This window comes from Polaribacter filamentus, from assembly GCF_002943715.1.
GTDB classification, from domain to species: domain Bacteria; phylum Bacteroidota; class Bacteroidia; order Flavobacteriales; family Flavobacteriaceae; genus Polaribacter; species Polaribacter filamentus.
Map to the genome: position 1 here is coordinate 277,829 of NZ_MQUA01000013.1, position 23,808 is coordinate 301,636.

Consider the following 23,808-nt stretch of genomic DNA (forward strand, 5'->3'; position numbering starts at 1 on the left):
TTTTATTATGTTAAAATATAACAAAAAACTGTTATCGTTATAAAAAGTACTTTTAGCGACATTTTTTTATTAATGAAGTATTTACTTTTGTATAACTTTTACAAATTATGCTAGAGGACAGGCAAGAGTACTTTTACAATATTGGAGTTAGTTACAAAAAAGCGGATGCTAAAACGCGCGGTAAATTTTCTTTATCTAAAGAAAATCAAATTGCGCTGTTAGAGCTTTCTAAAGTAAGAGGCTATACTGGAGTATTTATTTTATCAACGTGTAACAGAACAGAAATTTCTGGTTTTGCAGAACGACCTTGTCAATTAATAGAACTTTTATGCGAATTCTCTGAAGGAACAATTCAGGAATTTTCAAAAGTATCTAATATTTATAAGGATCAGGAAGCTGTAAATCAATTATTTAGAATTGGTACCGGTTTAGAGAGTCAGATTTTAGGCGATTATGAAATTGTTGGTCAATTAAAGCAATCTTTTAAATTAGCCAAATCTTTAAAGACGACAAATGCCTATTTAGAAAGATTGATAAACAGTGTTTTACAGGCGAGTAAGCGTGTTAAAAATGAAACTAAATTAAGTTCAGGAACTACATCTGTTTCTTACGCAGCAGTGCAATATATTATTAAAAATTTCCCAGATTACAACTCTAAAAATATTTTAGTTTTTGGTTTAGGTAAAATGGGCAAACACACGTGTAAAAACTTAGCGGAATACACACAGAACAAATCGGTTTGTCTAATAAATAGAACAGAAGAAAAAGCTGCAAAATTTATAGAGGAGCATGTTTCTATTCGAAAATCGGTTATTGAAAATTTATCCAAAGAAATAAAAAAAGCAGATGTTTTAATCGTTTCTACTGGCGCTATCAAGCCAACAATTACTGCAAAACATATTGCTAAAGATAAAGAATTATTGATTTTAGATTTGTCAATGCCACAAAATGTATCGAAGGATGTAGCTGCTCTTAAAGGCGTTTCTTTGGTAAATATTGATGAGCTTTCTCAAATTACGTTTGAAACTTTGGCAATTCGTTTGCAAGAAGTTCCCCTTGCAGAAAGCATTATAGAAACGCATAAAAAAGAGTTTAAAAGCTGGTTAAATCACAGAAGATTTACGCCAACAATTGCGGCGTTAAAAATATCCTTAGAGAATATTAAAAATGATGAAATAAATTTTCAGAAAAAGAAAATAAATAATTTTGATGAAAATCAAGCAGAAATCTTAACTTCCCGCATCATTCAAAAAATTACAACACAGTTTGTGAAACATTTAAAAAATGAAGAAACGTCTGTTGCTCAGAGTCTTCAAGTAATTAATAAAGTGTTTCAACACTAATAAAAAATACATGCAAAAAATTATAAGAATTGGTACGCGCGAAAGTAAATTAGCTCTTTGGCAGGCAAATAAAGTCCGTAAAGAATTAGAAACCTTAGGCTATCAATCAGTACTAGTTCCTATAAAATCAACAGGTGATCTTATTCAGGATAAACCTTTATACGAATTGGGAATTACAGGTATTTTCACCAAAAGCTTAGATATTGCCATGTTAAATGGTGAAATTGATATTGCGGTGCATTCTATGAAAGATGTTCCAACTGTCTTACCAGTAGGCATCATTCAAATTGCTGTTTTAAAACGTGCGAATTATACAGATTTGTTAGTTTTAAAAGATACCGAAGAGTTTTTTGGTCAGCCAAACGGAATTATAGCAACTGGAAGTATACGCAGAAAGGCACAATGGTTAAATCGCTATCCTACGCACAAAGTAGAAGATTTAAGAGGAAATGTAATTACGCGTTTAGAGAAGTTAGAAAATAGCGAAACTTGGAATGGAGCCGTTTTTGCTGCTGCAGGTTTAGAAAGGCTCGGTCTCAGAGATGCTGGCGCAATACCTTTAACTTGGATGATTCCTGCACCAGCGCAAGGTGCAATTATGGTTGTTTGTCTAGAAAATGATGAATTTACGAAAGAAGCTTGCGAACAATTAAATCATTATGAAACCAAAGTATGCGTTGGTATAGAGCGTGAATTTTTACACCTTTTAGAAGGTGGATGCACGGCGCCAATTGGGGCATTAGCATTTGTTGATGAAAAGACTCAAGAAATTAATTTTAAAGGAGTTTTACTTAAAAAAGATGGTAGTAAAAAAATTACTGTAAATCAAAATGCAAAAATGGGAAGCCATAGACTTTTGGCTAAAGATTGTGCAGATTACGTAATTAATAGAGGAGGAAAAGAGTTGATTCTAGAAGATCAAGAAACTGCTGCAAATCTTCAATCTATATATTCTACCAAAAAGCTTTCTAAAGTTCAAAAGGAAATAATTTCTCGCGCAATTGACATTCTAGATAGTGATTTTATCAAAATTCGTTTTAATAGAATTTCGCCAAAAGTGATGAAAACTAAAATTGAGAATGTTATTATAACGAGTCAAAATGGCGTCGAAGCAATTTTAAATTCTTTTACAAAGGATGAAATAAAATTCAAGAATATTTTCTGCGTTGGTAGAAGAACCAAAAAATTAATTGAAAACAGAATTGGTAAAGTTGTTCATGTAGCAAAAAATGCGAAAAATTTAGCGGAATACTTGTCCAAAGAACTAGAAAATAAAGAAGTAACTTATTTTTGCAGCAATTTGAGATTAGATATTTTACCAGCTTATCTACAAAGTCACGACATCATTGTGAACGAAGTTGAGGCATATAAAACGATGTTAAGTCCCGTAGAAATTGATGCTGAAGTTTCTGGAGTTTTATTTTTTAGTCCATCAGGAATTGAGAGTTATCTACAAAAAAATAATACAAATAGAGTTGCTTTTTGTATTGGTGAAACTACTGCATTAGAAGCAAGAAAACATTTTGAAAAAGTAGAAGTTGCTAATTTACCAAGTGTTGATAGTGCTTTAGAGTTGGTGAATACTTATTTTTCAAAAGAATAAATGTCATTGCGAGAAAGGATGACGAAGCAATCTCAAGCTTAAAAAGTAGATTACTTCTATCTAACTCAAAATGAAATAAAAAAATAAATTTTATGTTTCGTACAAGAAGACTTAGAAAATCAGAAGGAATCAGAAGATTAGTAAGAGAAACTAAATTATCTGTTGACGATTTTGTATATCCATTATTTATAGAAGAAGGAGAAAATATAGAAACAGAAATTGTTTCAATGCCTGGAATCAAACGCTTTTCTTTGGATAGAATATCGAAAGAATTAGACGAGGTTGTTTCGTTAAATATTCCAGCAGTTTTACTATTCGGAATCCCATCAACCAAGGATGACCAGGGCACAGAAACTTGGAACGATAAAGGAATTATGCAACAAGCAATTCGTTTTATCAAGAAAAACTACCCAAGTTTATATGTAATTACAGATGTTTGTTTTTGCGAATATACTTCTCATGGTCATTGTGGAATTATTCATGAAAATGATGTTGATAATGATGCAACTCTAGTGAATATTGCAAAACAAGTAATTTCGCACGCAAAAGCAGGTGTTGATATGGTTGCGCCTTCAGGGATGATGGATGGAACAATTTCTATGGTTCGTGAATCTTTAGACAACTCAGGTTTTGTAAACTTGCCAATTATGGCGTATTCTGTAAAATATGCATCCGCTTTTTACGGTCCTTTTAGAGAAGCTGCAGATTCTGCACCCACTTTTGGTGATAGAAGAACCTATCAAATGGATCCTTCAAACAGAGATGAAGGCATGCGTGAAGCAACTTTTGACGATCAAGAAGGCGCGGATATTTTAATGGTAAAACCAGCCTTGTCTTATTTAGATATCATCAGGGATTTAAAAAATAATTTTGACAGACCAATTGCGTGTTATAATGTAAGCGGAGAGTATGCAATGATAAAAGCAGCTGCAGAAAAAGGTTGGATTGATGGCGAAAAAGTAATGATGGAAAGTTTACTATCTATGAAAAGAGCTGGAGCAGACATCATTATCACTTATTTTGCTAAGGAGGCAGCTAAGGTTTTGTTACAGCGTTAAACTGTTTAATCGTTTAATTGTGTGCCTGTTGGCATCCGAAAGGAAACAATTACACAATTACACAAATATACAATTACACATTAATTATGAAATTCGAAAAATCACAAAAATTATACGAAAAAGGATTAGTTCATCTTGTAGGAGCTGTAAATTCTCCCGTACGAGCATTTACTTCTGTTGGTGGAAATCCGTTGTTTATTAAAAAAGCAAAAGGAAGTAAAATTATTGATGCTGATGACAATGAATATATAGATTTAGTGCTGTCTTACGGTCCTATGATTTTAGGTCACCGTCATAGAAAAGTGCAAAAAGCAATTAAAAAAGCGTTGAAGAATGGCTATTCCTATGGAGCATCCACAGAAAGTGAAATTGATTTAGCCGAAATAGTCTGTAGTGCTTTTCCAGGAATGGACAAAGTACGTTTTGTAAGTTCGGGAACGGAAGCGGTATTAAGCGGAATTCGTTTAGCAAGAGCATTTACAGGGAAAGATAAAATTATAAAATTTGCAGGTTGTTATCACGGTCATCAAGATGCATTATTAGTAGCTGCTGGTTCTGGCTTGGCAACATTAAGTTTACCGGGTTCAAAAGGGGTTCCAGAAGGCGCTGTAAAAAATACGCTAATTTCGGAATTTAATGATTTAGAAAGTGTAAAAAAACACTTTAAAAGGCATGACGATATCGCGGCAGTAATTATTGAACCAATTACTGGAAATATGGGCGTTGTGCTTCCAGAAGATGACTTTCTAAAAGAATTAAAAAAATATTTAGAATCAAAAGGAGCGCTTTTAATTGTTGATGAAGTAATGACAGGTTTCCGCTCTAAATTTGGTGGAGCTCAAGAATTATTAGGCGTTGAAGCGGATATTACGTGTTTAGGAAAAGTAATTGGTGGAGGTTTCCCGGTTGGCGCTTACGGTGCAAGAAACGAAATTATGGAGCAAGTTGCGCCATTAGGAGAAATGTATCAAGCAGGAACTTTAAGCGGAAATCCGATTGCTATGGCAGCAGGAATAGCGACTTTAACTGAGTTGAAAAAACAAAATCCGTATGAGCAATTTGAAGAACATGCAGGTATTATTGAAATATTTTTAATAGAAACTGCAAGAAAATATAAAGTAAATTTAGTAGTAAATAGATTTGGTTCTATGCTCAACCCCTTCTTTAGAAAAGGAGAAGTTACTAATTTTGAAGAAGCGAAGGCTTCCGATTCTAAGAAATTTGCAGTTTTCTTTTGGGAGATGATTAAAAACGGAGTTTTCTTACCTCCAAGTCAATTTGAGTCTTGGTTTTTGTCATCAGCATTAACAGATAAGGATATTAAAAAAATAGCTGAAGCGGTAGATAAAGCGATGCTTGCTGTTTCAAAAATGTAAATAATAAACCGTCATTACGAGGAAGAATGACGAAGTAATCTGTTAACTTATAAGTAGATTGCTTCATTACATTCGCAATGACGTAAGAGAATATAATGATAAAAAACGATTTATTTTTAAGAGCCTTAAAAGGCGAAACTGTAAACAGACCTCCCGTTTGGATGATGCGTCAAGCAGGAAGATATTTGCCAGAGTTTCAAGTAATCAAAAAGAAATACGATTTCTTCACCCGTTGCCAAACTCCAGAATTAGCGTCAGAAATTACGGTGCAACCAATTCGTAGATACGGAATGGACGCTGCTATTTTGTTTTCGGATATTTTGGTAATTCCTCAAGCAATGAATATTGAAGTACAAATGAAACCAGATTTTGGTCCTTATTTACCAAATCCAATTCGTACTCAAAAAGACTTAGATCGCGTAATTGTCCCTGATGTTCATCAATCTTTAGGCTACGTAATGGAAGCTATAAAAGCAACCAAAGAAAAGCTGAATGATGATGTTCCGTTAATTGGTTTTGCAGGTTCACCGTGGACTATTTTATGCTATTGTGTGCAAGGTCAAGGTTCTAAAAACTTTGATAAAGCAAAAGAATTATGTTTTACGAACCCTGTTGTTGCACACTCATTATTGCAAAAAATAACAGATACAACAATTGCTTATTTAAAAGCAAAAGTGGAAGCAGGTGTAAACGCTGTTCAGCTTTTTGATTCTTGGGGGGAATGTTGTCTCCAGTAGATTATCAAGAATTTTCTTGGCAATATATGCAGCAAATTATAGACGCTTTAAAAGATATTACACCTGTAATTGCTTTTGGAAAAGGTTGCTGGTTTGCTTTAGGAGATATGTCAAAATCTGGTGCCTCAGCTTTGGGTGTTGATTGGACTTGCTCTGCAAGAAACGCACGTTATTTATCAGGAGGAAATATCACGTTACAAGGTAATTTCGATCCATCAAGGTTATTGTCTCCGCCAGCAGAAATCAAAAAAATGGTGCATCAAATGATTAATGAATTTGGGAAAGATCGGTATATTGTAAATTTAGGACATGGAATTTTACCAAATATTCCTGTAGAAAATGCGAAAGCATTTGTAGATGCAGTAAAAGAATATAAAGTTTCATAAAAAGATAGTATTATTTTGGGCGTTACCTAAAGGTCGCGCTTTTCATTTTATCTTTTATTCGTAAACTCATAAAAGGATGTCATTTCAATCGCTAACGCAAACCAACGCTAATGATTAAAAATATACTTTCAGGAATTAGTGGTTACGCAGGTGCTTTTAGTTTAATCTCTAAACTAAAACTTTGGCAATATTTTATAATTCCGATTGTAATCAGCATTCTAACGGCAACATTTATTGGTTTTACAGCGTATGGATTGTCAGATAATATTGGCGTCTTTTTAGCTGAAATATGGATTTGGGATTGGGGAAAAGAAACTGTCACTATAATTACTTCTTTTATCGGAGCCATTTTTGTTTTAGTGATTGGCTTAATTTTGTACAAGCATATTATTTTAGCATTATCAGCGCCATTCATGAGTACTGTTTCAGAAAAGATAGAAATTCATATCAATGGAAGTTTAAAACACAATCATAGAAAAACTACTTTCAAGGAGCAATTATGGAGAGGAATTAGAATTAATATCAGAAATTTAGGAAAAGAAATTTTGATTACAATTCCTATTTTATTATTAAAGTTTATTCCTATAGTAAATATTTTTTCTACTATTTTGTTGGTTCTAGTACAAGCATATTATGCAGGTTTTGGAAATATGGATTATACATTAGAAAGGCATTTAAACTATAAGGAAAGTATCAATTTTATTGCTAAAAACAAAGGAGTTTCTATTGGAAACGGAATTGTTTTTATGTTGTGTTTGTTAATCCCTGCTCTGGGAATTATCATCGTTTTACCATTATCTGTAACGGCTGCATCCGTAAAAACGGTAGCTTTATTAAATCAAGAAGATGAAAGATCAGTTTTATAAATACATAGAAAACTTACAAGAACAAATTACTTCTAAATTAGAAGATGTTGACGGGCTTGCAACCTTTGAAGAAGATATTTGGGAAAGAGAAGAAGGTGGAGGAGGAAGAACGCGTGTTATTGAAAACGGAGCTATTTTTGAAAAAGGAGGCGTAAATATTTCTGCTGTTTATGGAGAATTGCCAGAAGTTTTAAGAAATCAATTTAAAGTAAAAGAAGGAAACTTTTTTGCTTGTGGATTGAGTTTAGTTTTGCATCCAGTAAATCCTTTTGTGCCAACTGTGCATGCGAATTGGCGTTATTTTGAAATGTATGATGAAGCTGGGAATATTGTAACTCAATGGTTTGGAGGAGGTCAAGATTTAACACCTTATTATTTATTTGATGAAGATGCAACTCATTTTCATGCAGTTTGTAAAATGGCCTGTGACAAACATAATTCGGAATTTTATCTGAAGTTTAAAAAAACGTGTGATGAATATTTTTGGAATTCACACAGAAACGAAGCGCGTGGAATTGGCGGTTTGTTCTTTGATTATCAGAAAGAAACAGAAGCTTTTTCAATAGAAGATAGGTTTAATTTTGTAACAGAAGTTGGAAATAGTTTTTTAGAAAGCTATGTACCAATTGTTGAAAAAAGGAAGGAAATTAAGTTTACAAAAGCACATAAAGATTGGCAAGAAGTGAGAAGAGGTCGTTATGTAGAGTTCAATTTAGTACACGATAGAGGAACACTTTTTGGTTTAAAGACAAATGGCAGAATAGAAAGCATTCTAATGAGTTTGCCGCCAATCGTGCAGTGGAAATACAACCATCGACCAGAAGAAAATTCGGAGGAAGAAAGACTTTTGTATATTTTGATGAATCCTAGAGATTGGGTTTAGTTAATTAATGAATTAGTAGCTTTATAGTTCAAAAGTGATAGATATGTTAAAATAAAACATTCTATAGCTATGTATTTTACGAATAACATAAAATCACTTTATTTATTATTTTATTTTCATTCGTAAATTTGTGAAAAATCAGTGAATTTTAGTATTTTTGCAATCTCAAAATCAGTTAAAAATGGCAAGATTTGAATTAAAGTTACCTAAAATGGGCGAAAGTGTTGCGGAAGCAACCATTACTTCTTGGTTAAAAGAAGTAGGAGACACCATTGAATTAGATGAAGCTATCGTAGAAATCGCCACAGATAAGGTTGATTCTGAGGTTCCGAGTGAAGTAGAAGGAACTTTAATTGAAATTTTATATCAGAAAGATGATGTTGTTGCAGTTGGTGAAACCATCGCAATTATAGAAACTGAAGTGGGGACTAATGCAGTTGAAGCAAAGCCTAAAGCTGAAATTGCTACTGAAACTCCTAAAGAAGTTACCGAAGTAGAAAAATCAATTGAGAAAGCTACAGAAATAGTTTCAACTCCAATTTCTAAAACTTCTGATTCAGGTAAATTTTATTCTCCTTTAGTAAGAAATATTGCACAAACGGAAAGTATTTCGATGCAAGAATTAGAAAGTATTTCTGGGACAGGAAAAGAAGGTAGAGTAACCAAAGAAGATATTTTATCGTATATAGAAAATAAAGGGAAAGCACCACAAAAAACGGCTACACCAGCGGCAATAAAAGTTGAAACACCAAAACAAATAGAAAAAACAATAGCGAAACCTGCTCCTGTTTCTGTAAACGGTGAAGACGAAATTATTGAAATGAGTAGAATGGGGAAACTCATTGCAAAACATATGGTTAACTCTGTTGTGACTTCTGCTCATGTGCAATCATTTATCGAAATTGATGTTACGAATATCGTAAAATGGAGAGAAAAAGTAAAAGATGCTTTCTTTAATAGAGAAGGAGAGAAGCTTACGTATACTCCAATTTTAATGCAAGCAGTTGCAACTACAATAAAAAAATATCCATTAATAAATATTGCAATAGATGGTGATAACATCATCAAAAAGAAAAATATAAATCTAGGAATGGCAGCGGCTTTACCTGATGGAAATTTAATTGTGCCTGTTATTAAAAATGCAGATCAGCTAAATTTAGTTGGCATGACAAAAGTTGTAAATGATTTAGCCTCAAGAGCTAGAAAGAATGCTTTAAAACCTGACGATATTCAAGGAGGAACTTACACGGTTACAAATGTAGGAGGTTTTGGTTCTGTAATGGGAACACCCATAATAAATCAGCCACAAGTAGCAATTTTAGCTTTAGGTGCTATTAGAAAAATGCCCGCTGTAATTGAAACACCAGATGGCGATTTTATAGGAATAAGACAGAAAATGTTTGTATCTCATTCGTACGATCATCGAGTTGTAAATGGTGCTTTAGGTGGAATGTTTATTAATACTCTTAAAGAAATTTTAGAAGCTTGGGATCCTAATCAAGATTTTTAAACGTTCTATACATAATTGTAAAAAACGCTTGGAATATTCCAAGCGTTTTTTGTTTTAAACTAGTATCTTCGTCTTTCAAAAAGAAATATTAATTTAAAAAAGAAGAATGAAAAAATTGTTAGTTTTATTTCTAGTTGTATCATGTACAATTAGCTTTGGTCAAGAAACAGTATTGTTAAGGTTAAATTACACAAAAGGAGACGTTTATGCTGCAAAAATGACGATGTCTCAAGAAATGGGAACCGTTATGTCTATGGGAATGAACATAGATATGAATATGAAAGTTGTTGATGTTACTGGTGATACAAATATTACCGAAATGACATTTACAAAAATGACGATGGATATGTTACAAGGCGGTAACGTAATGAGTTTTGATTCTACCAAAAGTGATGAGGAATTGGATGAGGCTGGTAAAATGATGAAAGGTCAAATGTCTCCTATGTTAGAAGCTGTGCTTACTGCTAAAGGAAATGATTTAGGGGAAGTTATAGAAGTTATGGCAGAACCAAATGTGCCTGGAATGACTGATTTTGCAAATCAATCTAATGTTGTATATCCAAAAGAAGCTTTAAAAGTAGGTTCTACTTGGGCTTTTCAAAAAAACGAAAAAGGAATGGTTTTAGATTTTGTTTATAAAGTTACTTCTATTTTAAAAGATAAAGTTGAGTTAGAAATTACAGGTAAATCTTCAGGAATGGCAACTGGCGATATCACAGGAACTATGGCAATTGATAGAAAAACTGGAGTTCCATTAAATTCAAATATAGATATGGCACTTTCTGTTCAAGGACAAGAAATGAATTCCAAAGTTTCAATGACAATGACTAAATTGTAGTGTACTGCTTTTATAAATTAAAAAGCCTTGAGAATTAATTTCTCAAGGCTTTTTTTTCTTGTAAAAGGCAAAAGACTAATTTTTAGAAGGGCTAATTAATTTCTTTTACTTCTTAGAAAACAACCACCAATTCATGTCTCTAGTTAATTTGTATCCTAGTTTTTCATATAGTGAAATTGCAGGATTCCCTTTGTTTGTATGTAAAATAGGTAGCTTTTTTTCTTTTAAAATTCCTTTTGTCGTGTAGGCAACTAATTGTTTTGCATACCCTTTTTTTGTATAATCTGGATGTGTAACAACCCCGCTCACTTCAATAAAATTATCAGTTTGCATTCTTTGACCTGTAATAGAAACGAGTTTATTATCTTTAAATATTCCATAATATTTACCCATTTCAAAACCTTTTTTTTGATAATATCCCGGCATTACTAACCAAATTAGATCATAAATTTCATCAATGTACTTTTCTGATAATAAAACAATATTTTCAGTTATTTCTATATCGATTAAATTTTCTAAAACCATTTGGCAACCATCAATTTTCTTTTTTAAAACTACATGATCGGTATCTATTATAGGTTCCTGGTTTTCTGAAACTAAATAGAATTTATCTGCAATCTTTGAATATTCATTTAAAGCTTTTGCCGTTTTTGTTTCATCAAAGAAAGCGCCAAAACTGCATATCTCTGGTTTATAAAACTGGACTCCATCAAATTCTATTAAAAACTTTTTGTGAGTTTCGTTTAATGAATACCAAACAGGATTTTTAAGTTTTTCTTGTAAATTGTTCATTCATTTTGATATAAAAAAAACTCGCAAATTGCGAGCTTTTTTATGAAATATAGTTTTAAAAACCTAAGCTAACATTGTAACTGGGTTTTCTATAAACGTTTTTAATGTTTGTAAAAATTGAGCTCCAACTGCACCATCAACAGTTCTGTGATCACAAGTTAAAGTTAAATTCATTGTATTACCAACAACTATTTCTCCGTCTTTAACAACTGGTTTTTGCACAATTGCACCAACAGATAAAATAGCAGAGTTAGGTTGATTGATGATAGAAGTAAAATTTTCGATCCCAAACATGCCTAGGTTAGAAACCGTAAAAGTACTTCCTTGCATTTCTGTAGGCGCTAATTTCTTATTTCTAGCTTTACCTGCTAAATCTCTAACACCTGCACCAATTTGCGTTAAACTTAATTGGTCTGTGTGTTTTATAACTGGCACTAATAAACCATCATCAACAGCGACAGCAACGCCAACGTGAATATGGCTGTGATAAATTGTGTTTTCTTCTGTCCAGGATGTATTTACTTGTGGATGTTTTTTTAATGCCATTGCGCAAGCTTTTACAACCATATCGTTAAAAGATACTTTTGTATCTGGAATTTCATTTATGGTTTTTCTAGAAGCCATTGCGTTGTCCATATCAACTACAATATTTAAACTGAAGTCTGGTGCTGTAAATTTAGAATTACCTAAAGATTTTGCAATTGCTTTGCGCATTTGAGAATTCTTAACGTCTTCAGATTTTTCTTCACCAGCAGCAACAAAACTCATTGCAGGTGCGGTAGGTGCAGAAAATTCAGATTTAGCAGTTTCAACTGGTTTGGCAGAAGGTGTGTAATTTTCTACATCTTTTTTGATGATTCTACCATTTTCTCCAGAACCATTCACATCGGCTAAATTAATACCTTTATCCGAAGCAATCTTTTTAGCCAAAGGGGATGCAAAAATGCGTCCTCCAGAATTATTTGTAGAAGTATCATTTGTAGATGTTTGCTCAACAACTACCGCTTCCTCTTTTTTCTCTTCTTTATTTTCTGATGAAGTAGCTTTTTCTGATGCTTTATCAGAAGATGTATTTCTAGCTGCAATGATTGCAGAGACATCTGTACCTGCAGGTCCAATAATAGTTAAAAGGCCGTCTACAGGAGCTGTTTCTCCTTCTTGAACGCCTATGTAAAGAATAGTTCCTTCATAGAAACATTCAAATTCCATTGTAGCTTTGTCTGTTTCAATTTCAGCTAAAATATCTCCTTCTTCAACTTTGTCTCCAACTTTTTTTAACCAAGCAGCTACTGTACCATCTGTCATTGTATCACTTAAACGTGGCATAGAAATTACTTCTACACCTTTAGGTATTACAACGGCATCAGTATTTGAATCGTCAGAAGTTTTTACTTCTTCTACTTCTTCTTTAATTTCTGTTTTTGCAGTTTTTGAACTTGTTTTTAAAATATCAGAAATATCTTCGTCTTCTTCACCAATAATAGCTAACAAAGTGTCAACAGGTGAAGTTTCACCTTCTTGAGTTCCTATATATAATAAAGTTCCTTCATGAAAAGATTCAAACTCCATTGTAGCTTTATCTGTTTCAATTTCGGCTAAAATATCACCTTCTTCAATTTTATCTCCAACACTCTTTAACCATTTTGCCACAACACCATCTTCCATGGTGTCGCTTAGTCTGGGCATGTTTATAATTGTTGCCATATTTTAACTTATAAAAGGATAATCTTTTTGTTCATAAACCATATCATATAATTGTTGTGGTTCTGGGTAAGGTGAGTCTTCTGCGAATTTTTCACATTCTTTCACCATTCTTTTTACTTCTTTATTGATAGCGTCAATCTCTTCTTCTGTAGCATATTCTTTTTCTTTGATTATGTCTAAAACCTGATTAATTGGATCTATTTTCTTATATTCTTCAACTTCGTCTTTAGTTCTATATTGTTGCGCATCAGACATTGAGTGACCTCTATATCTATATGTTTTCATTTCTAAGAATGTAGGTCCATCACCACGTCTTGCTCTTTGAATCGCTTCATCAACAGCTTCCGCAACTTTTATTGGATTCATTGCATCAACGGGTCCACAAGGCATTTCATATCCTAAACCAAGTTTCCAAATATCAGTATGATTTGCGGTTCTGTCTACAGATGTTCCCATTGCATATCCATTGTTTTCAACAATAAAAATTACAGGTAATTTCCACAACATTGCCATGTTAAATGCTTCATGCAAAGAACCTTGTCTTGCAGCTCCGTCTCCAAAACAAGTTAAAGTTACAGCGTCACTTCCTTTGTATTTGTCTGCAAAAGCTAAACCAGCTCCTAAAGGTATTTGACCACCAACGATTCCATGACCTCCATAAAAACGAAATTCTTTAGAGAAGATATGCATAGAGCCACCCATCCCTTTAGAAGTACCAGTTACTTTACCATACAGCTCTGCCATTACACGTTTGGGATCTTCTCCCATACCAATTGGTTGTACATGATTTCTGTACGCAGTAATCATTTTATCTTTCGATAAATCCATTGCATGGAGCGCCCCTGCTAAAATAGCTTCTTGACCGTTATACAAGTGCAAAAAACCTCTAACTTTTTGTTGAATATAAACTGATGCTAATTTATCTTCGAACTTACGCCAGAAAAGCATGTCTTTGTACCAATCTAAATAGGTTTGTTTGGTGATTTCTTTCATTCTTAATGATTGTTGTTTGTTGTATACATTATATACTTATTTGATATAATCAGGTACAAAAATAACTGTTTTCTAAAGAATAAAAAAACCTGAGTTTTTTAAATTAGCGCAAACGATTTCGTAGACTGTTTATTTGTCTTTTGCAATGTTTATTGTAGCTTTTGCGCCCGTGGCTAAATTCCATTCATTTGAAGAAATTAACACACCAGCATCGTTATATACTTTAAAAGCAGCAGTATTTGGACCAGAAGTACCTTGATTTAAAGCTTGAAAAGCAATTTTATTAATTCCGACTTCTAAAGGAATATTAAATTTTTGATAACTATTAGTCAATACGATATTGTGTACAACAGGAATATCGTTCACAAAAATAGTAACTCTATCGCCATCTGGATATTGAAAATCTCTACAAATAATATTTACACTTTTAGAATCGGTTCTAAAACTGCCTAAATCTTGGTCTATTTTAGGAATAATATATTGACCATTTATTTTCTTGAATGATTTTAAAAAAAGCTCTTCATTTCTTTTTTCTTGTGTAAGAATACCTTTATTTTTTAAATCGTCTTCTTTTTGTTTTTCTTTTAGCTTTTCATTTTCTTCATCAAAGGCTTTTTTAAAACCATTTGAACCATCTAAATTGACTGCTTCTGGTTTTAGGACCTCTTTAGAGTTCTTTAAAATAATAGCTTTTACTTTGCCTTTTTCTTTACCACCATTATTCTTATCTAACTGGGCAACTAAAGTTGTAGATAAAAACATACAACATAAAATAAATAAAGATTTAAAAAATGATTTCATTGGTATATAGATTTCTTGCATTTATAGTACAAATATAATGCCGATTTTTATGGAACCTGTTTATGAACTGTTAAAAATTAGTCTTTAATAGGGAAGTTAAAGTAGGTTTTAGGAAAAGGTTCGTTTCTTAACGTAAAATGCCACCACTCATAATCATAGGGCTTAAAGGTATTTGCTAACATAATTTCTCGTAAATAAAACCTATTTTTTTTCTGATTTTCTGATATATTTTTATAATTAGGATGCGATTGAACACCGAAGAAATCATACGGACTTCCCATATCTAATTCTTTGCTGGTTTTTAAATTAATAATGGTTAAATCTACTGTGCTACCTCTTGTATGTCCAGATTTTGAAGCAATGTAGCCTCTATTAAATAATTCTGATTTTGGCACTTGTGGATAATATTCTTTTTTCATTAAAGTATCTTGTAAAACTTTGGCCCATTTTACAAAATGATCGACTGCCTGTTGTGGTCTGTAGGCATCAAAAATTTTAAGACTCAACCCTTTTTTTGCTAAAATAGTTTGTACTTTATGCAAAGCATCGGCTGTTTCCTTGGTAACAATTAAACAATTATCATAATAACCATCAACTGTTTTGCCAATAAAATTATTGTTGCTTAGATATCTTAATTCAGTTTGAATGGTAGCATCCACATCAGAAAGAAAAACAAAACCTTCTGGTAGTTTTTGAGCGCACATCGGTATACTTAAAATGAAAGTAATAAATAAAAGTAGCATTTTCATACTTCAAAAATACAAAATTGATTTTATCCATTTTAACTAGAAAATATTATTAATTTTGCTTTTCATGGAAGAACTTACTTTAACAACACCAGCCGTACTATTTTCTGCAATTTCATTGATAATGCTTGCCTACACAAATCGTTTTTTAGCCTATGCAGCTGTTATTAGAAATTTGCATGATAAGTATTTAGAGAAAAAAGACGATTCTTTATTAAGACAAATTAAAAATTTAAAACTGCGTTTAAATCTAACGCGATGGATGCAAATTTTTGGAATTTCTAGTTTACTTTTTTGTGTGTTAACAATATTTATAATATACATTGATTATCAAATAGTTGCTGAATATGTTTTTGGTTTTGCGCTTATTTTATTAATTATTTCTTTGTCACTTTTAATAAAAGAAATACAGATTTCTGCCGAAGCTTTGCAACATCATATTGCTGATATTGAGGAGCATTTAACTAAAAAAAAGTAAAGTTTACAATTATTTTATTCTTATTAACGGGTGATTTAAACCTCCAACTTCGTTTTTAATTACTTCAAATTTGTCTATACTTTCAAAAAGTTTTGTTAGATTTTTAAAGCCATAACTTCTAGGGTCGAAACTAGGATCTATCTTTCTAATATTTAAACCTAAAGTTGAGATATGTGCTTTGTCTTCTTCGTTTATGGAAATATCAAAAGCTTTGTCAATTGTTTTAGAATCTTCTTTGGATAGGCTTATTTTTTTGGTATTGACTTTAGCCTTTTTACTTGGAGTTTGTTTTTTTGATTTAGGTGTTTTTGTTTCGTTGCCTATCGTCTCTTCACTTTCGTCAGGTTCTACAGTTTTTAGATTTTCGGTATATGTAAAGACTTCGCACGATTTCACAAAGGCAGTGGGTGTTTTTTTCTCTCCAATACCCATTACAAATAATCCTTCTTCTCGAATTCTTTTGGCTAAACCTGTATAATCACTATCACTAGAAACAATGCAAAAACCTTCGGTATTTTTTCCGTGTAGAATATCCATGGCATCGATTATGAGAGAACCATCCGTAGAATTTTTACCAGTTGTATAAGAGAATTTTTGAATAGGACTTATAGAATGTTGATTAATAATTGCTTTCCAACTATTCATTTGTTGTGAAGTCCAGTCTCCATAAATTCGCCTTATAGTTGCTTTTCCATATTTAGAAACCTCTTCAATTATTTCTTTTATTAATTTTGGTTGCGCATTATCTCCGTCTATAAGTACTGAAATATTAAATCTATTTTCCATGTGTTATATGTAATTATTTAATTCGTTTTGCATACGTTGTAAAAGATAAACCTTGCTGCCCAATTGTAGAGCTCATAACTCCTTCAAATAAAGGTTCTGAGCAATTTTTAGGAATCTTCCATTCAAAGATAAAGTTTGAGCCAGTACCACCAGCTATATCAACTTCATCAATTATTATTTCTGTTGTTTCCATCGGAGCCAAATATATTGGAAAGTCAAAATATTTTCTGATAAGTTTTCCATGTGTATCATAATAGAAGGCTTTAAGAATGTAAATTGAATCTGTTTCACTAGTATTTCGCAAACTCGCCATCGCTGTTAAATTATGTGTTTTATGCTCTGACATGCTATAAATCTGTGAATAAATTGAAAGATAAGATTTACCAAATTCAAGGGAATCTTTAGCATTAAGATCTGCAGTTCTCTTATACCAATTCTCTAGGTTGACAGAACTTATTTCTTTCTCTTTATTACAACCTAAAATTAGCATTACCAAGAAAATAGCTAAATAATTTGTTTTCATTTTAAAAGAATTTATTTTAAAAGATCATTTAAGTGTAAAAACGATAGGAGGTTGTTTAAATTGGGAATCCCGCAAAGATCGCTTATATCATAAATTAATGAACTAGCTCTGTAAAGAAGCGAAGTTAATTTTTTTAAAGTTTAAATACAAATTTAATAAGATGCTTAAATTGTTTCTTGGGATACTGAAAAACTTTAATGAGATGGTAAAATAAGGTTAGCATAAAAAAGTAAGCGCCGTTTTTCACAAAACGACGACTTACCAAGTAAACTAATAAAACCAAGTATTAGTACTAATATTAGAAGTTAGCTTTCTAATAAATTTTTATTCTGTAAGTGGTTTATGATTGTAACTCAATACTCTTTTTAATTTCCATTTGGTGTTTTCTAAAATCCAAAGATGGGTGAAATCTGCAATTCCAACTGTTTTCATTTTACCGTCAATTTTTTGTTGAAAAGTATGTTTTCCTTTCTGAATTGCACCATACAAAACGTTGTTCTCTTTCATCTCAAAAACAGCTAAAGATTCTTTAACCAGGCTTCTTTGGTTGATTCCGGGGTTTGAACAAATATTGTTTTTTATTGCATTTATAAATTCTACTCTATTTTGTATACCAGCAATATCATGATAAAATTCAAAGTTTTCTGCAATAATTGGTGCTAATTTTTCAAGTTCACATTTGTTAAATACGCGTTCAAAAATAATGCTGTCTTTTGATTTTAAAGTTTTAAATAATTCCGAATTTTCATCAACTTGCGCAGCAGTCATCAAACTATAAAAGAAGAATGCAATGGCAAAAATTGTTTGTAAAATGATCGACTCTTTAAAAGGAGTTAAAAATGAATTCATGGTTAGTTTGGTTTAAGCTGATTGATTTTTTACTTTAAACTATTGAGCAGAAATACTTCCTCCAGAAGATGATTTTTTATCAATTTTTTTCGGATTTCCTTTAAAATCGATATCTCCGCCACTAGTAGCTTTTGCATCAATGCTTTCAATTGCAAATACATTAATCTCTGCACCACTTGTAACTTTTGCAGTTACATTTTTACTCTTTAACTCGTAGGCATCTATTGAAGCGCCACTTGTAGCATTAGAAAAATAGTTATTGGAAATTCCAGAAATTTCAATATCAGATCCACTTGTTGCATTTGTTTCAACAAAATCTGCATCCACAGAAATTTTGATATCTGCACCACTTGTTGCACTAATTTTTAGTGCAGTTACTTTAAGGGTTTCTTTTGCATACACATCTGCGCCACTAGTTGCTATTAAGTTTTCTAAGTTGTTTATAATAACATGAATTTTTCTTGCTTTTGCTCTCCAAATATTTTTTTCTGCATAAATTTTTAGTTCTCCATTAATAACCTCTGTGATAATAATTTCTTGTAAATTTTCATCAGCTTCAACAGTAACTTTGTTTTTAGATCCTTGAGAAATATACAAGTCTAAACCTGCACTAACTTTCACTTTTGTAAATGCTTCCTTTGTAGTTCTGTCTTCTGTAACTACATTTTTGTTTCCATTTACTCTGTTGAGCATATTTACGTTACAAGAACTTAAAAGTGCAGCAATAAATAGAAAAGTTAAAATTTTAGTGGTTGTTGTTTTCATGTTTTTGTTTTTAAGTGTACATCAAATGTCTTTTATTAGATGCTTAAAAAGAAAATTAGGTTACTGAATTGTTGTTTTATTTAGTTGAATCGTTTTTTAAATTGTCACTTCTATTCTTTCATCAAACGTATTATCAACTTTTTTCATCACTTCTCTTTCCTCTTCAATAATTTCAGCTACACAATCTGTACATTTTAGCGTACTTTCTGTTATTATAAAATGATGATTTACCATTTCTTTGTCATAAATATCTGCTTCATTTTCCACATCATTTAAAAAGTTTTTAGAAGAATTATCAAAATAAACATATGCATTTTCTATAAGATAAATGGTGATATTAATTTCTTCATCTTTCCACATATTTTTATATGCTGATAAAAAGTAGGCATCTAACACAATCGTATTGTCTAAAACGGTGTATTTATACTTTATGTTTTCGGCATTTTTGCTCGCATTACTTTTGTTTTTCCCTCTAGATTCTTTTTGAATAATTATATAGCTTTCATCCGTAGAACTTCTTTTTACATCTACTTTTATGTAGTTAGAATAGGTCATCAATTTACCATCAACAGCTACTTGTTCTTGAGATGAGCTTTTTCTTAAATTATGGCGATAATAAATAGTATCATCATTAACCATTTTTATTTTTAAAGTATCATTTTTAGAAATACTTAAGGTATTTCTGTCCGTTGATTGCCCATAATTTGCATAGGATGTTCCATATTCTAAACCTGTAAAAATCATTGCTAATAAAGCGACTATCCAAATACCTAAAAGCGTTAAAGAAGCAGTTTTGCTTGGTTTTCTTACACTGCTTGATAAAATACGTAATCCTAAAATAAATAAGATTAAAAACGGAATACCAATCAACAAAAACACACTTAATACGAGAATCCATTTTGGTAATGCCGCATCATAGAAAAAGGGCGGATATTGTAAAAACTGACCATCCACATTTAGAAATTCTAGACTTCCTACAGAAAATCCTCCAATAATTAGAGATAAAATAACAGCTGCCGAAACAAATATGATAAGCACTCCAATAAACTTACCGATTACTTTAAAAATGGCAAGAATAATTTTTCCCAGAGTTTCAAATAAATCTTGTATTCCGTTATTTTTTTTTGTCTTTCCTGAAAAAGTTTGATTTATTTTGTCTGAAAATTCACTAGCTCCATCTTTTATTTTTTCGGATGCTTTGTTCGCAAATTCTGAAACATTTTCTGATACATTATTAAATTCTTTACGAATCTTTTTCTCAATATTATCAATATTTACTGGTTCGCCTTCCATTTGTAATTTCTCTGCAGTTGTCTTTGCTTCGGGCAACAAAATCCAAAGAATTATATAGATTAGAAACCCAAATCCAGCGCCTAAAAACAGTGCTAATAAACCAAGACGCACCCAAATAGTATCAATATCAAAATAGTGTGCAATTCCAGAAGCAACTCCTCCTAAAAATTTATCATCACCATCTCTAAATAACTTTTTTCCTGATGCGCTGTTTCTGTGATAAGAATAAGAGGATTCATTGTAGCTTTCTTCAGCTTCAACATAATCTTCTGGCTGCCCCATTATTTTAATGATGTCGTCAATATCATTCTCATTTACAACTTGCCGTGCATCGGTTATTTTTTCTGATAAAAGTTCACTTATTCTAGCTTCGATATCAGCAATAATTTCGTTTTTTCCTTGAGGATCATCGCTTAAAGATTTAGAAATAGATTCTAAATATCTTCTTAGTTTCTGATAGGCTATTTCATCAATGTGGAAGAAAAATCCGCCTAAGTTTATGTTAATTGTCTTATTCATTTGTGGTTGATTTTTTACTAGTTACTTGGTGAACTGAATTTACTAAATTATGCCATGTTTTGTCTAACTCTTTCAAAAACATACCTCCGTTTTCTGTTAATACGTAGTATTTTCTTGGTGGTCCTGAGGTTGATTCTTCCCAACGATACGTTAATAAACCTGCGTTTTTTAAACGAGTTAATAACGGGTAGATGGTTCCTTCAACCACAATCATCTCTGCACTTTTTAAGCTCGAAAGAATTTCAGAAGTATACGCATCACCATTTTTTAGGATGGATAAAATGCAGAATTCTAAAACACCTTTTCGCATTTGTGCTTTTGTGTTTTCAATCTTCATGTATGTGGTTTTATTTTATAAATTTTATTGTAAAAGGATACTTATAATTTTCGCCTTCTTTTGCTTTTAAAGACGCGATGATTACTAACGCAATTCCTGTCAAGTAAACAATGCTTGTAATAGAAACTAAACCTATAAATCCGAAAAGATTATCAAAGCCAAAGTCAAAATTAAAGTGATTGTTATTCCAAAAGTCATGATTTTTTCTAAAAATAGAACCGATCCCAAACGGAATAAATGTAAGTGTTAAAAGAAAAACATAAAGTGTATAACTGATATTAAAATTCACAACTTCTTTGCCTTGTTCGTCTAAAAAAGGGCTTCTATCTTTTAATGTTTGCCATGCAATTAATGGTGTAATTATATTTCCAAAAGGAAACATAAAACCAGCAAAAGCAGAAATATGGATTAAAAAAGCGTTGGTGTTTTCGGTATTTTTTTCATGATTTAAAATTAGATATAATACTTTCTTATGCAAATATATATCCTAAAGATAGTATTATGCAATACATAGTACTAATTTTAACATAATTTTAACATTTATATTTCTTGTTTTAATTGATAAAAAAGTGGTAAATTGCTAATGAATTCAATACTAATGAAGATAACTACTAGTAAAATAAATACGTTTATGTTTTTCAAATTACCATTAGGTTGGTGGTCTGGAATGCGCGTGAAAAGCTTAACAGATACAACTGCAATTGTAAAAATTACTCATAAATGGATCAATCAGAACCCTTTTAAAAGTATGTTTTGGGCGGCTCAAGGAATGGCTGCAGAAATGAGTACAGGAGTTTTAGTGATGCAAGAAATAGAACATTCTAAACGAAAAGTATCGATGTTGGTTACGCATCAAGAAAGCGATTTTTTTAAAAAAGCAACAGGGACTGTTTTATTTAAGTGTCAAGGCGGAAGTCAAATTAGAAAAGCGATTGAAGTATCAGTAAAAACCGGCGAAGGTCAAGTTATTACGTTGATTTCTGAAGGTGTAAATGAAGATGGGGTAGTGGTCTCTAATTTTAAATTTCAATGGAGTTTAAAAGTAAAGCAATAAACTAGTTTTTCTTTTTGTATTGTTGAGCTATTTCTTCGTTGTCATCATAATCTTGAAAAATACCACAAGAAACACTTTTACGTGCTAACGATTTTTTAATTTCAAATTGCTTCGATAAAGCTTCCAATTCTGGGGTTAAATATTTCATAATTATTTATTTTTAATCTGTACAAGAACCTTTGCTTAATATCCTACTAAAATAAGACTTTTTGTTTTAAAATAAAATAAAATCCTAAAACATAGCTTTAGGATTTTTGAGTAAAATATTCCGCAAAATTAAGACTCCATAGAATGATATACATTTTGTACATCATCATCTTCATCTAATTTTTCTAATAATTTATCAACATCAGCTTGCTGTTCTTCGTTTAACTTTGTGGTTGTAGCCGGAATTCTCTCAAATCCAGAAGATAAAATTTCGATATTATTTTCTTCAAAATAAGTTTGTAAAGAACCAAATTGCTCAAAAGGAGCATATATGATTACGCCTTCTTCATCATCAAAAATCTCTTCTACTTCAAAATCAATTATTTCTAATTCTAATTCTTCTAAATCAACGGTGATATCTTCTTTTTTAATAGTGAAAGTACACACATGATCAAACATGAAAACAACGGATCCAGAAGTACCTAAATTTCCATCGCACTTATTAAAAGCTGCCCTAACATTGGCAACAGTTCTATTATTATTGTCGGTTGCGGTCTCAACAACTATGGCAACTCCGTGCGGTGCATAGCCTTCAAACAATACTTCTTTGTAGTTTGCAGTATCTTTATCCGAAGCTTTTTTTATGGCACGCTCTACATTTTCTTTAGGCATATTAGCAGCCTTTGCATTCTGAATGACTGCACGCAAACGAGAGTTCGTTTCTACATTTGGACCACCATCTTTGATAGCCATTACAATGTCTTTACCAATTCTGGTAAAGGTTTTAGCCATTGCTGACCAACGTTTCATTTTGCGTCCTTTTCTAAGTTCGAATGCTCTACCCATTTCTAGTGATTGTTTTATTGAAAATTAATCTAACTACGCAAATGTAAAAATTTGAAAATTGATTTACTATTATTTTTGTTGATGATTTTAATAAGGAATATAGCTACTATTAGGTATTTATTTCATTTTCTGAATTAAACATATGTGATAAAACCACAAATGGCAGTCAGTATGAAAAAAATTACTTTTTCACCTTTTACTATTTTGGAAACATTTTTTTTAGGCAAGATAAACTTACTTCTAGTTTATCTGAGTTTCTAAAAGGAGATAACTTGCTTGATTCCGATAGAACCGTTTATACTTATGATATAGGTTTTGAAGGTTTAGTTGAAGGGGAATTTGCAATCATCACTTTCGATACCACGAAGTTTATGTCAAATTATTTACATCCTTTTAAAGATAAAACAGCTATTGAATTTATATTTTTTGAGGATTAAATTTACAATAAAATTCTAGAGAGAACCAGAACTAGCCGCACAACAACTTATAATTGCACAGAAAACACTGAAAGTGTAAATAATTTGAGTTTGGTTAATTTTTTAGTATATCTAAACCCATCAACTGCCGTTTTAAAT

25 protein-coding genes and 1 pseudogene are annotated in these 23,808 nt (G+C 31.6%); 12 read left to right on the forward strand and 14 right to left on the reverse strand.

Annotation, left to right across the window (positions count from 1 at the left end; all coding sequences use genetic code 11):
- Positions 1-107: 107 nt before the first annotated feature.
- From hemA to BST83_RS03440, 9 genes and pseudogenes are all read left to right on the forward strand, one after another.
- Positions 108-1,343 (forward strand): glutamyl-tRNA reductase, encoded by a 1,236-nt coding sequence (hemA, locus tag BST83_RS03400; protein ID WP_104808581.1) that lies wholly within the window; start codon positions 108-110, stop codon positions 1,341-1,343.
- Between the two features lie 10 nt (positions 1,344-1,353).
- Positions 1,354-2,946, forward strand: coding sequence for a hydroxymethylbilane synthase (hemC, locus tag BST83_RS03405; protein WP_104808582.1), 1,593 nt, complete (start codon positions 1,354-1,356; stop codon positions 2,944-2,946).
- Between the two features lie 92 nt (positions 2,947-3,038).
- Positions 3,039-4,004 (forward strand): porphobilinogen synthase, encoded by a 966-nt coding sequence (gene hemB / locus BST83_RS03410; RefSeq protein ID WP_104808583.1) that lies wholly within the window; start codon positions 3,039-3,041, stop codon positions 4,002-4,004.
- 86 nt (positions 4,005-4,090) lie between these two features.
- Positions 4,091-5,380, forward strand: a complete 1,290-nt coding sequence (hemL, locus tag BST83_RS03415) for a glutamate-1-semialdehyde 2,1-aminomutase (protein WP_104810770.1) — start codon at positions 4,091-4,093, stop codon at positions 5,378-5,380.
- Positions 5,381-5,475: 95 nt separating this feature from the next.
- Positions 5,476-6,503: pseudogene (gene hemE / locus BST83_RS03420) on the forward strand (uroporphyrinogen decarboxylase).
- Positions 6,504-6,613: 110 nt separating this feature from the next.
- A complete protein-coding gene (locus BST83_RS03425; RefSeq protein ID WP_104808584.1) occupies positions 6,614-7,369 on the forward strand; it encodes an EI24 domain-containing protein in 756 nt (251 codons plus the stop codon).
- A complete protein-coding gene (gene hemF / locus BST83_RS03430; RefSeq protein WP_104808585.1) occupies positions 7,350-8,252 on the forward strand; it encodes an oxygen-dependent coproporphyrinogen oxidase in 903 nt (300 codons plus the stop codon). Before BST83_RS03425 ends, hemF begins: the two co-directional genes overlap by 20 nt.
- 181 nt (positions 8,253-8,433) lie before the next feature.
- On the forward strand, positions 8,434-9,762 hold the full coding sequence (locus BST83_RS03435; RefSeq protein ID WP_104808586.1) for a dihydrolipoamide acetyltransferase family protein: 1,329 nt from the start codon (positions 8,434-8,436) through the stop codon (positions 9,760-9,762).
- A gap of 106 nt (positions 9,763-9,868) precedes the next feature.
- Positions 9,869-10,600, forward strand: coding sequence for a hypothetical protein (locus tag BST83_RS03440; RefSeq protein ID WP_104808587.1), 732 nt, complete (start codon positions 9,869-9,871; stop codon positions 10,598-10,600).
- 105 nt (positions 10,601-10,705) lie between these two features.
- Here BST83_RS03440 and BST83_RS03445 read toward each other — a convergent pair whose 3' ends face one another.
- From BST83_RS03445 to BST83_RS03465, 5 genes are all read right to left on the reverse strand, one after another.
- A complete protein-coding gene (locus tag BST83_RS03445) occupies positions 10,706-11,392 on the reverse strand; it encodes a GNAT family N-acetyltransferase (protein WP_104808588.1) in 687 nt (228 codons plus the stop codon).
- A 63-nt stretch (positions 11,393-11,455) separates the two neighbouring features.
- Positions 11,456-13,096, reverse strand: a complete 1,641-nt coding sequence (locus BST83_RS03450; RefSeq protein ID WP_104808589.1) for a dihydrolipoyl dehydrogenase family protein — start codon at positions 13,094-13,096, stop codon at positions 11,456-11,458.
- A gap of 3 nt (positions 13,097-13,099) precedes the next feature.
- Positions 13,100-14,089 carry a pyruvate dehydrogenase (acetyl-transferring) E1 component subunit alpha gene (pdhA, locus tag BST83_RS03455; protein WP_104808590.1) on the reverse strand — a complete coding sequence of 330 codons (990 nt, stop codon included), beginning with the start codon at positions 14,087-14,089 and terminating at the stop codon, positions 13,100-13,102.
- Between the two features lie 129 nt (positions 14,090-14,218).
- The gene (locus BST83_RS03460; protein ID WP_104810771.1) at positions 14,219-14,890 is read right to left on the reverse strand and encodes a hypothetical protein; all 672 of its coding nucleotides are present in this window, start codon (positions 14,888-14,890) and stop codon (positions 14,219-14,221) included.
- Between the two features lie 77 nt (positions 14,891-14,967).
- On the reverse strand, positions 14,968-15,639 hold the full coding sequence (locus BST83_RS03465; protein WP_104808591.1) for a M15 family metallopeptidase: 672 nt from the start codon (positions 15,637-15,639) through the stop codon (positions 14,968-14,970).
- Positions 15,640-15,703: 64 nt separating this feature from the next.
- Here BST83_RS03465 and BST83_RS03470 point away from each other — a divergent pair, with 64 nt between their 5' ends.
- The gene (locus tag BST83_RS03470) at positions 15,704-16,114 is read left to right on the forward strand and encodes a DUF2721 domain-containing protein (protein WP_104808592.1); all 411 of its coding nucleotides are present in this window, start codon (positions 15,704-15,706) and stop codon (positions 16,112-16,114) included.
- Positions 16,115-16,123: 9 nt separating this feature from the next.
- Here the strand turns inward: BST83_RS03470 and BST83_RS03475 are convergent, their stop codons facing one another.
- The 7 genes from BST83_RS03475 to BST83_RS03505 all read right to left on the reverse strand — a co-directional run bounded on the left by BST83_RS03475 (position 16,124) and on the right by BST83_RS03505 (position 21,664).
- Entirely contained in the window at positions 16,124-16,900 is a 777-nt protein-coding gene (locus BST83_RS03475) for an NYN domain-containing protein (protein ID WP_104808593.1), read from the reverse strand.
- Positions 16,901-16,913: 13 nt separating this feature from the next.
- Positions 16,914-17,423 (reverse strand): DUF3124 domain-containing protein, encoded by a 510-nt coding sequence (locus BST83_RS03480; protein WP_104808594.1) that lies wholly within the window; start codon positions 17,421-17,423, stop codon positions 16,914-16,916.
- 324 nt (positions 17,424-17,747) lie between these two features.
- Positions 17,748-18,272: a nuclear transport factor 2 family protein gene (locus BST83_RS03485; protein WP_104808595.1), complete on the reverse strand. Its 525-nt coding sequence runs from the start codon at positions 18,270-18,272 to the stop codon at positions 17,748-17,750.
- Positions 18,273-18,311: 39 nt separating this feature from the next.
- A complete protein-coding gene (locus BST83_RS03490; protein ID WP_170062724.1) occupies positions 18,312-19,037 on the reverse strand; it encodes a head GIN domain-containing protein in 726 nt (241 codons plus the stop codon).
- A gap of 96 nt (positions 19,038-19,133) precedes the next feature.
- Complete coding sequence (locus tag BST83_RS03495; protein ID WP_104808596.1) at positions 19,134-20,849, reverse strand: PspC domain-containing protein; 1,716 nt, start codon at positions 20,847-20,849, stop codon at positions 19,134-19,136.
- Complete coding sequence (locus BST83_RS03500; RefSeq protein ID WP_104808597.1) at positions 20,842-21,186, reverse strand: PadR family transcriptional regulator; 345 nt, start codon at positions 21,184-21,186, stop codon at positions 20,842-20,844. The genes BST83_RS03495 and BST83_RS03500 overlap by 8 nt, the downstream gene beginning before the upstream one ends.
- A gap of 10 nt (positions 21,187-21,196) precedes the next feature.
- Positions 21,197-21,664 carry a DUF4870 domain-containing protein gene (locus BST83_RS03505; RefSeq protein WP_240614634.1) on the reverse strand — a complete coding sequence of 156 codons (468 nt, stop codon included), beginning with the start codon at positions 21,662-21,664 and terminating at the stop codon, positions 21,197-21,199.
- Between the two features lie 120 nt (positions 21,665-21,784).
- Between BST83_RS03505 and BST83_RS03510 the strand changes: the two genes are divergently transcribed.
- A complete protein-coding gene (locus BST83_RS03510) occupies positions 21,785-22,240 on the forward strand; it encodes a DUF4442 domain-containing protein (RefSeq protein ID WP_104810774.1) in 456 nt (151 codons plus the stop codon).
- 1 nt (position 22,241) lies between these two features.
- Here the strand turns inward: BST83_RS03510 and BST83_RS19775 are convergent, their stop codons facing one another.
- Positions 22,242-22,388 (reverse strand): hypothetical protein, encoded by a 147-nt coding sequence (locus tag BST83_RS19775; RefSeq protein WP_170062725.1) that lies wholly within the window; start codon positions 22,386-22,388, stop codon positions 22,242-22,244.
- Between the two features lie 128 nt (positions 22,389-22,516).
- A complete protein-coding gene (locus BST83_RS03515) occupies positions 22,517-23,233 on the reverse strand; it encodes a YebC/PmpR family DNA-binding transcriptional regulator (RefSeq protein ID WP_104808598.1) in 717 nt (238 codons plus the stop codon).
- A gap of 272 nt (positions 23,234-23,505) precedes the next feature.
- Here BST83_RS03515 and BST83_RS19780 point away from each other — a divergent pair, with 272 nt between their 5' ends.
- Positions 23,506-23,670: a hypothetical protein gene (locus BST83_RS19780; RefSeq protein WP_170062726.1), complete on the forward strand. Its 165-nt coding sequence runs from the start codon at positions 23,506-23,508 to the stop codon at positions 23,668-23,670.
- Positions 23,671-23,808: the final 138 nt, after the last annotated feature.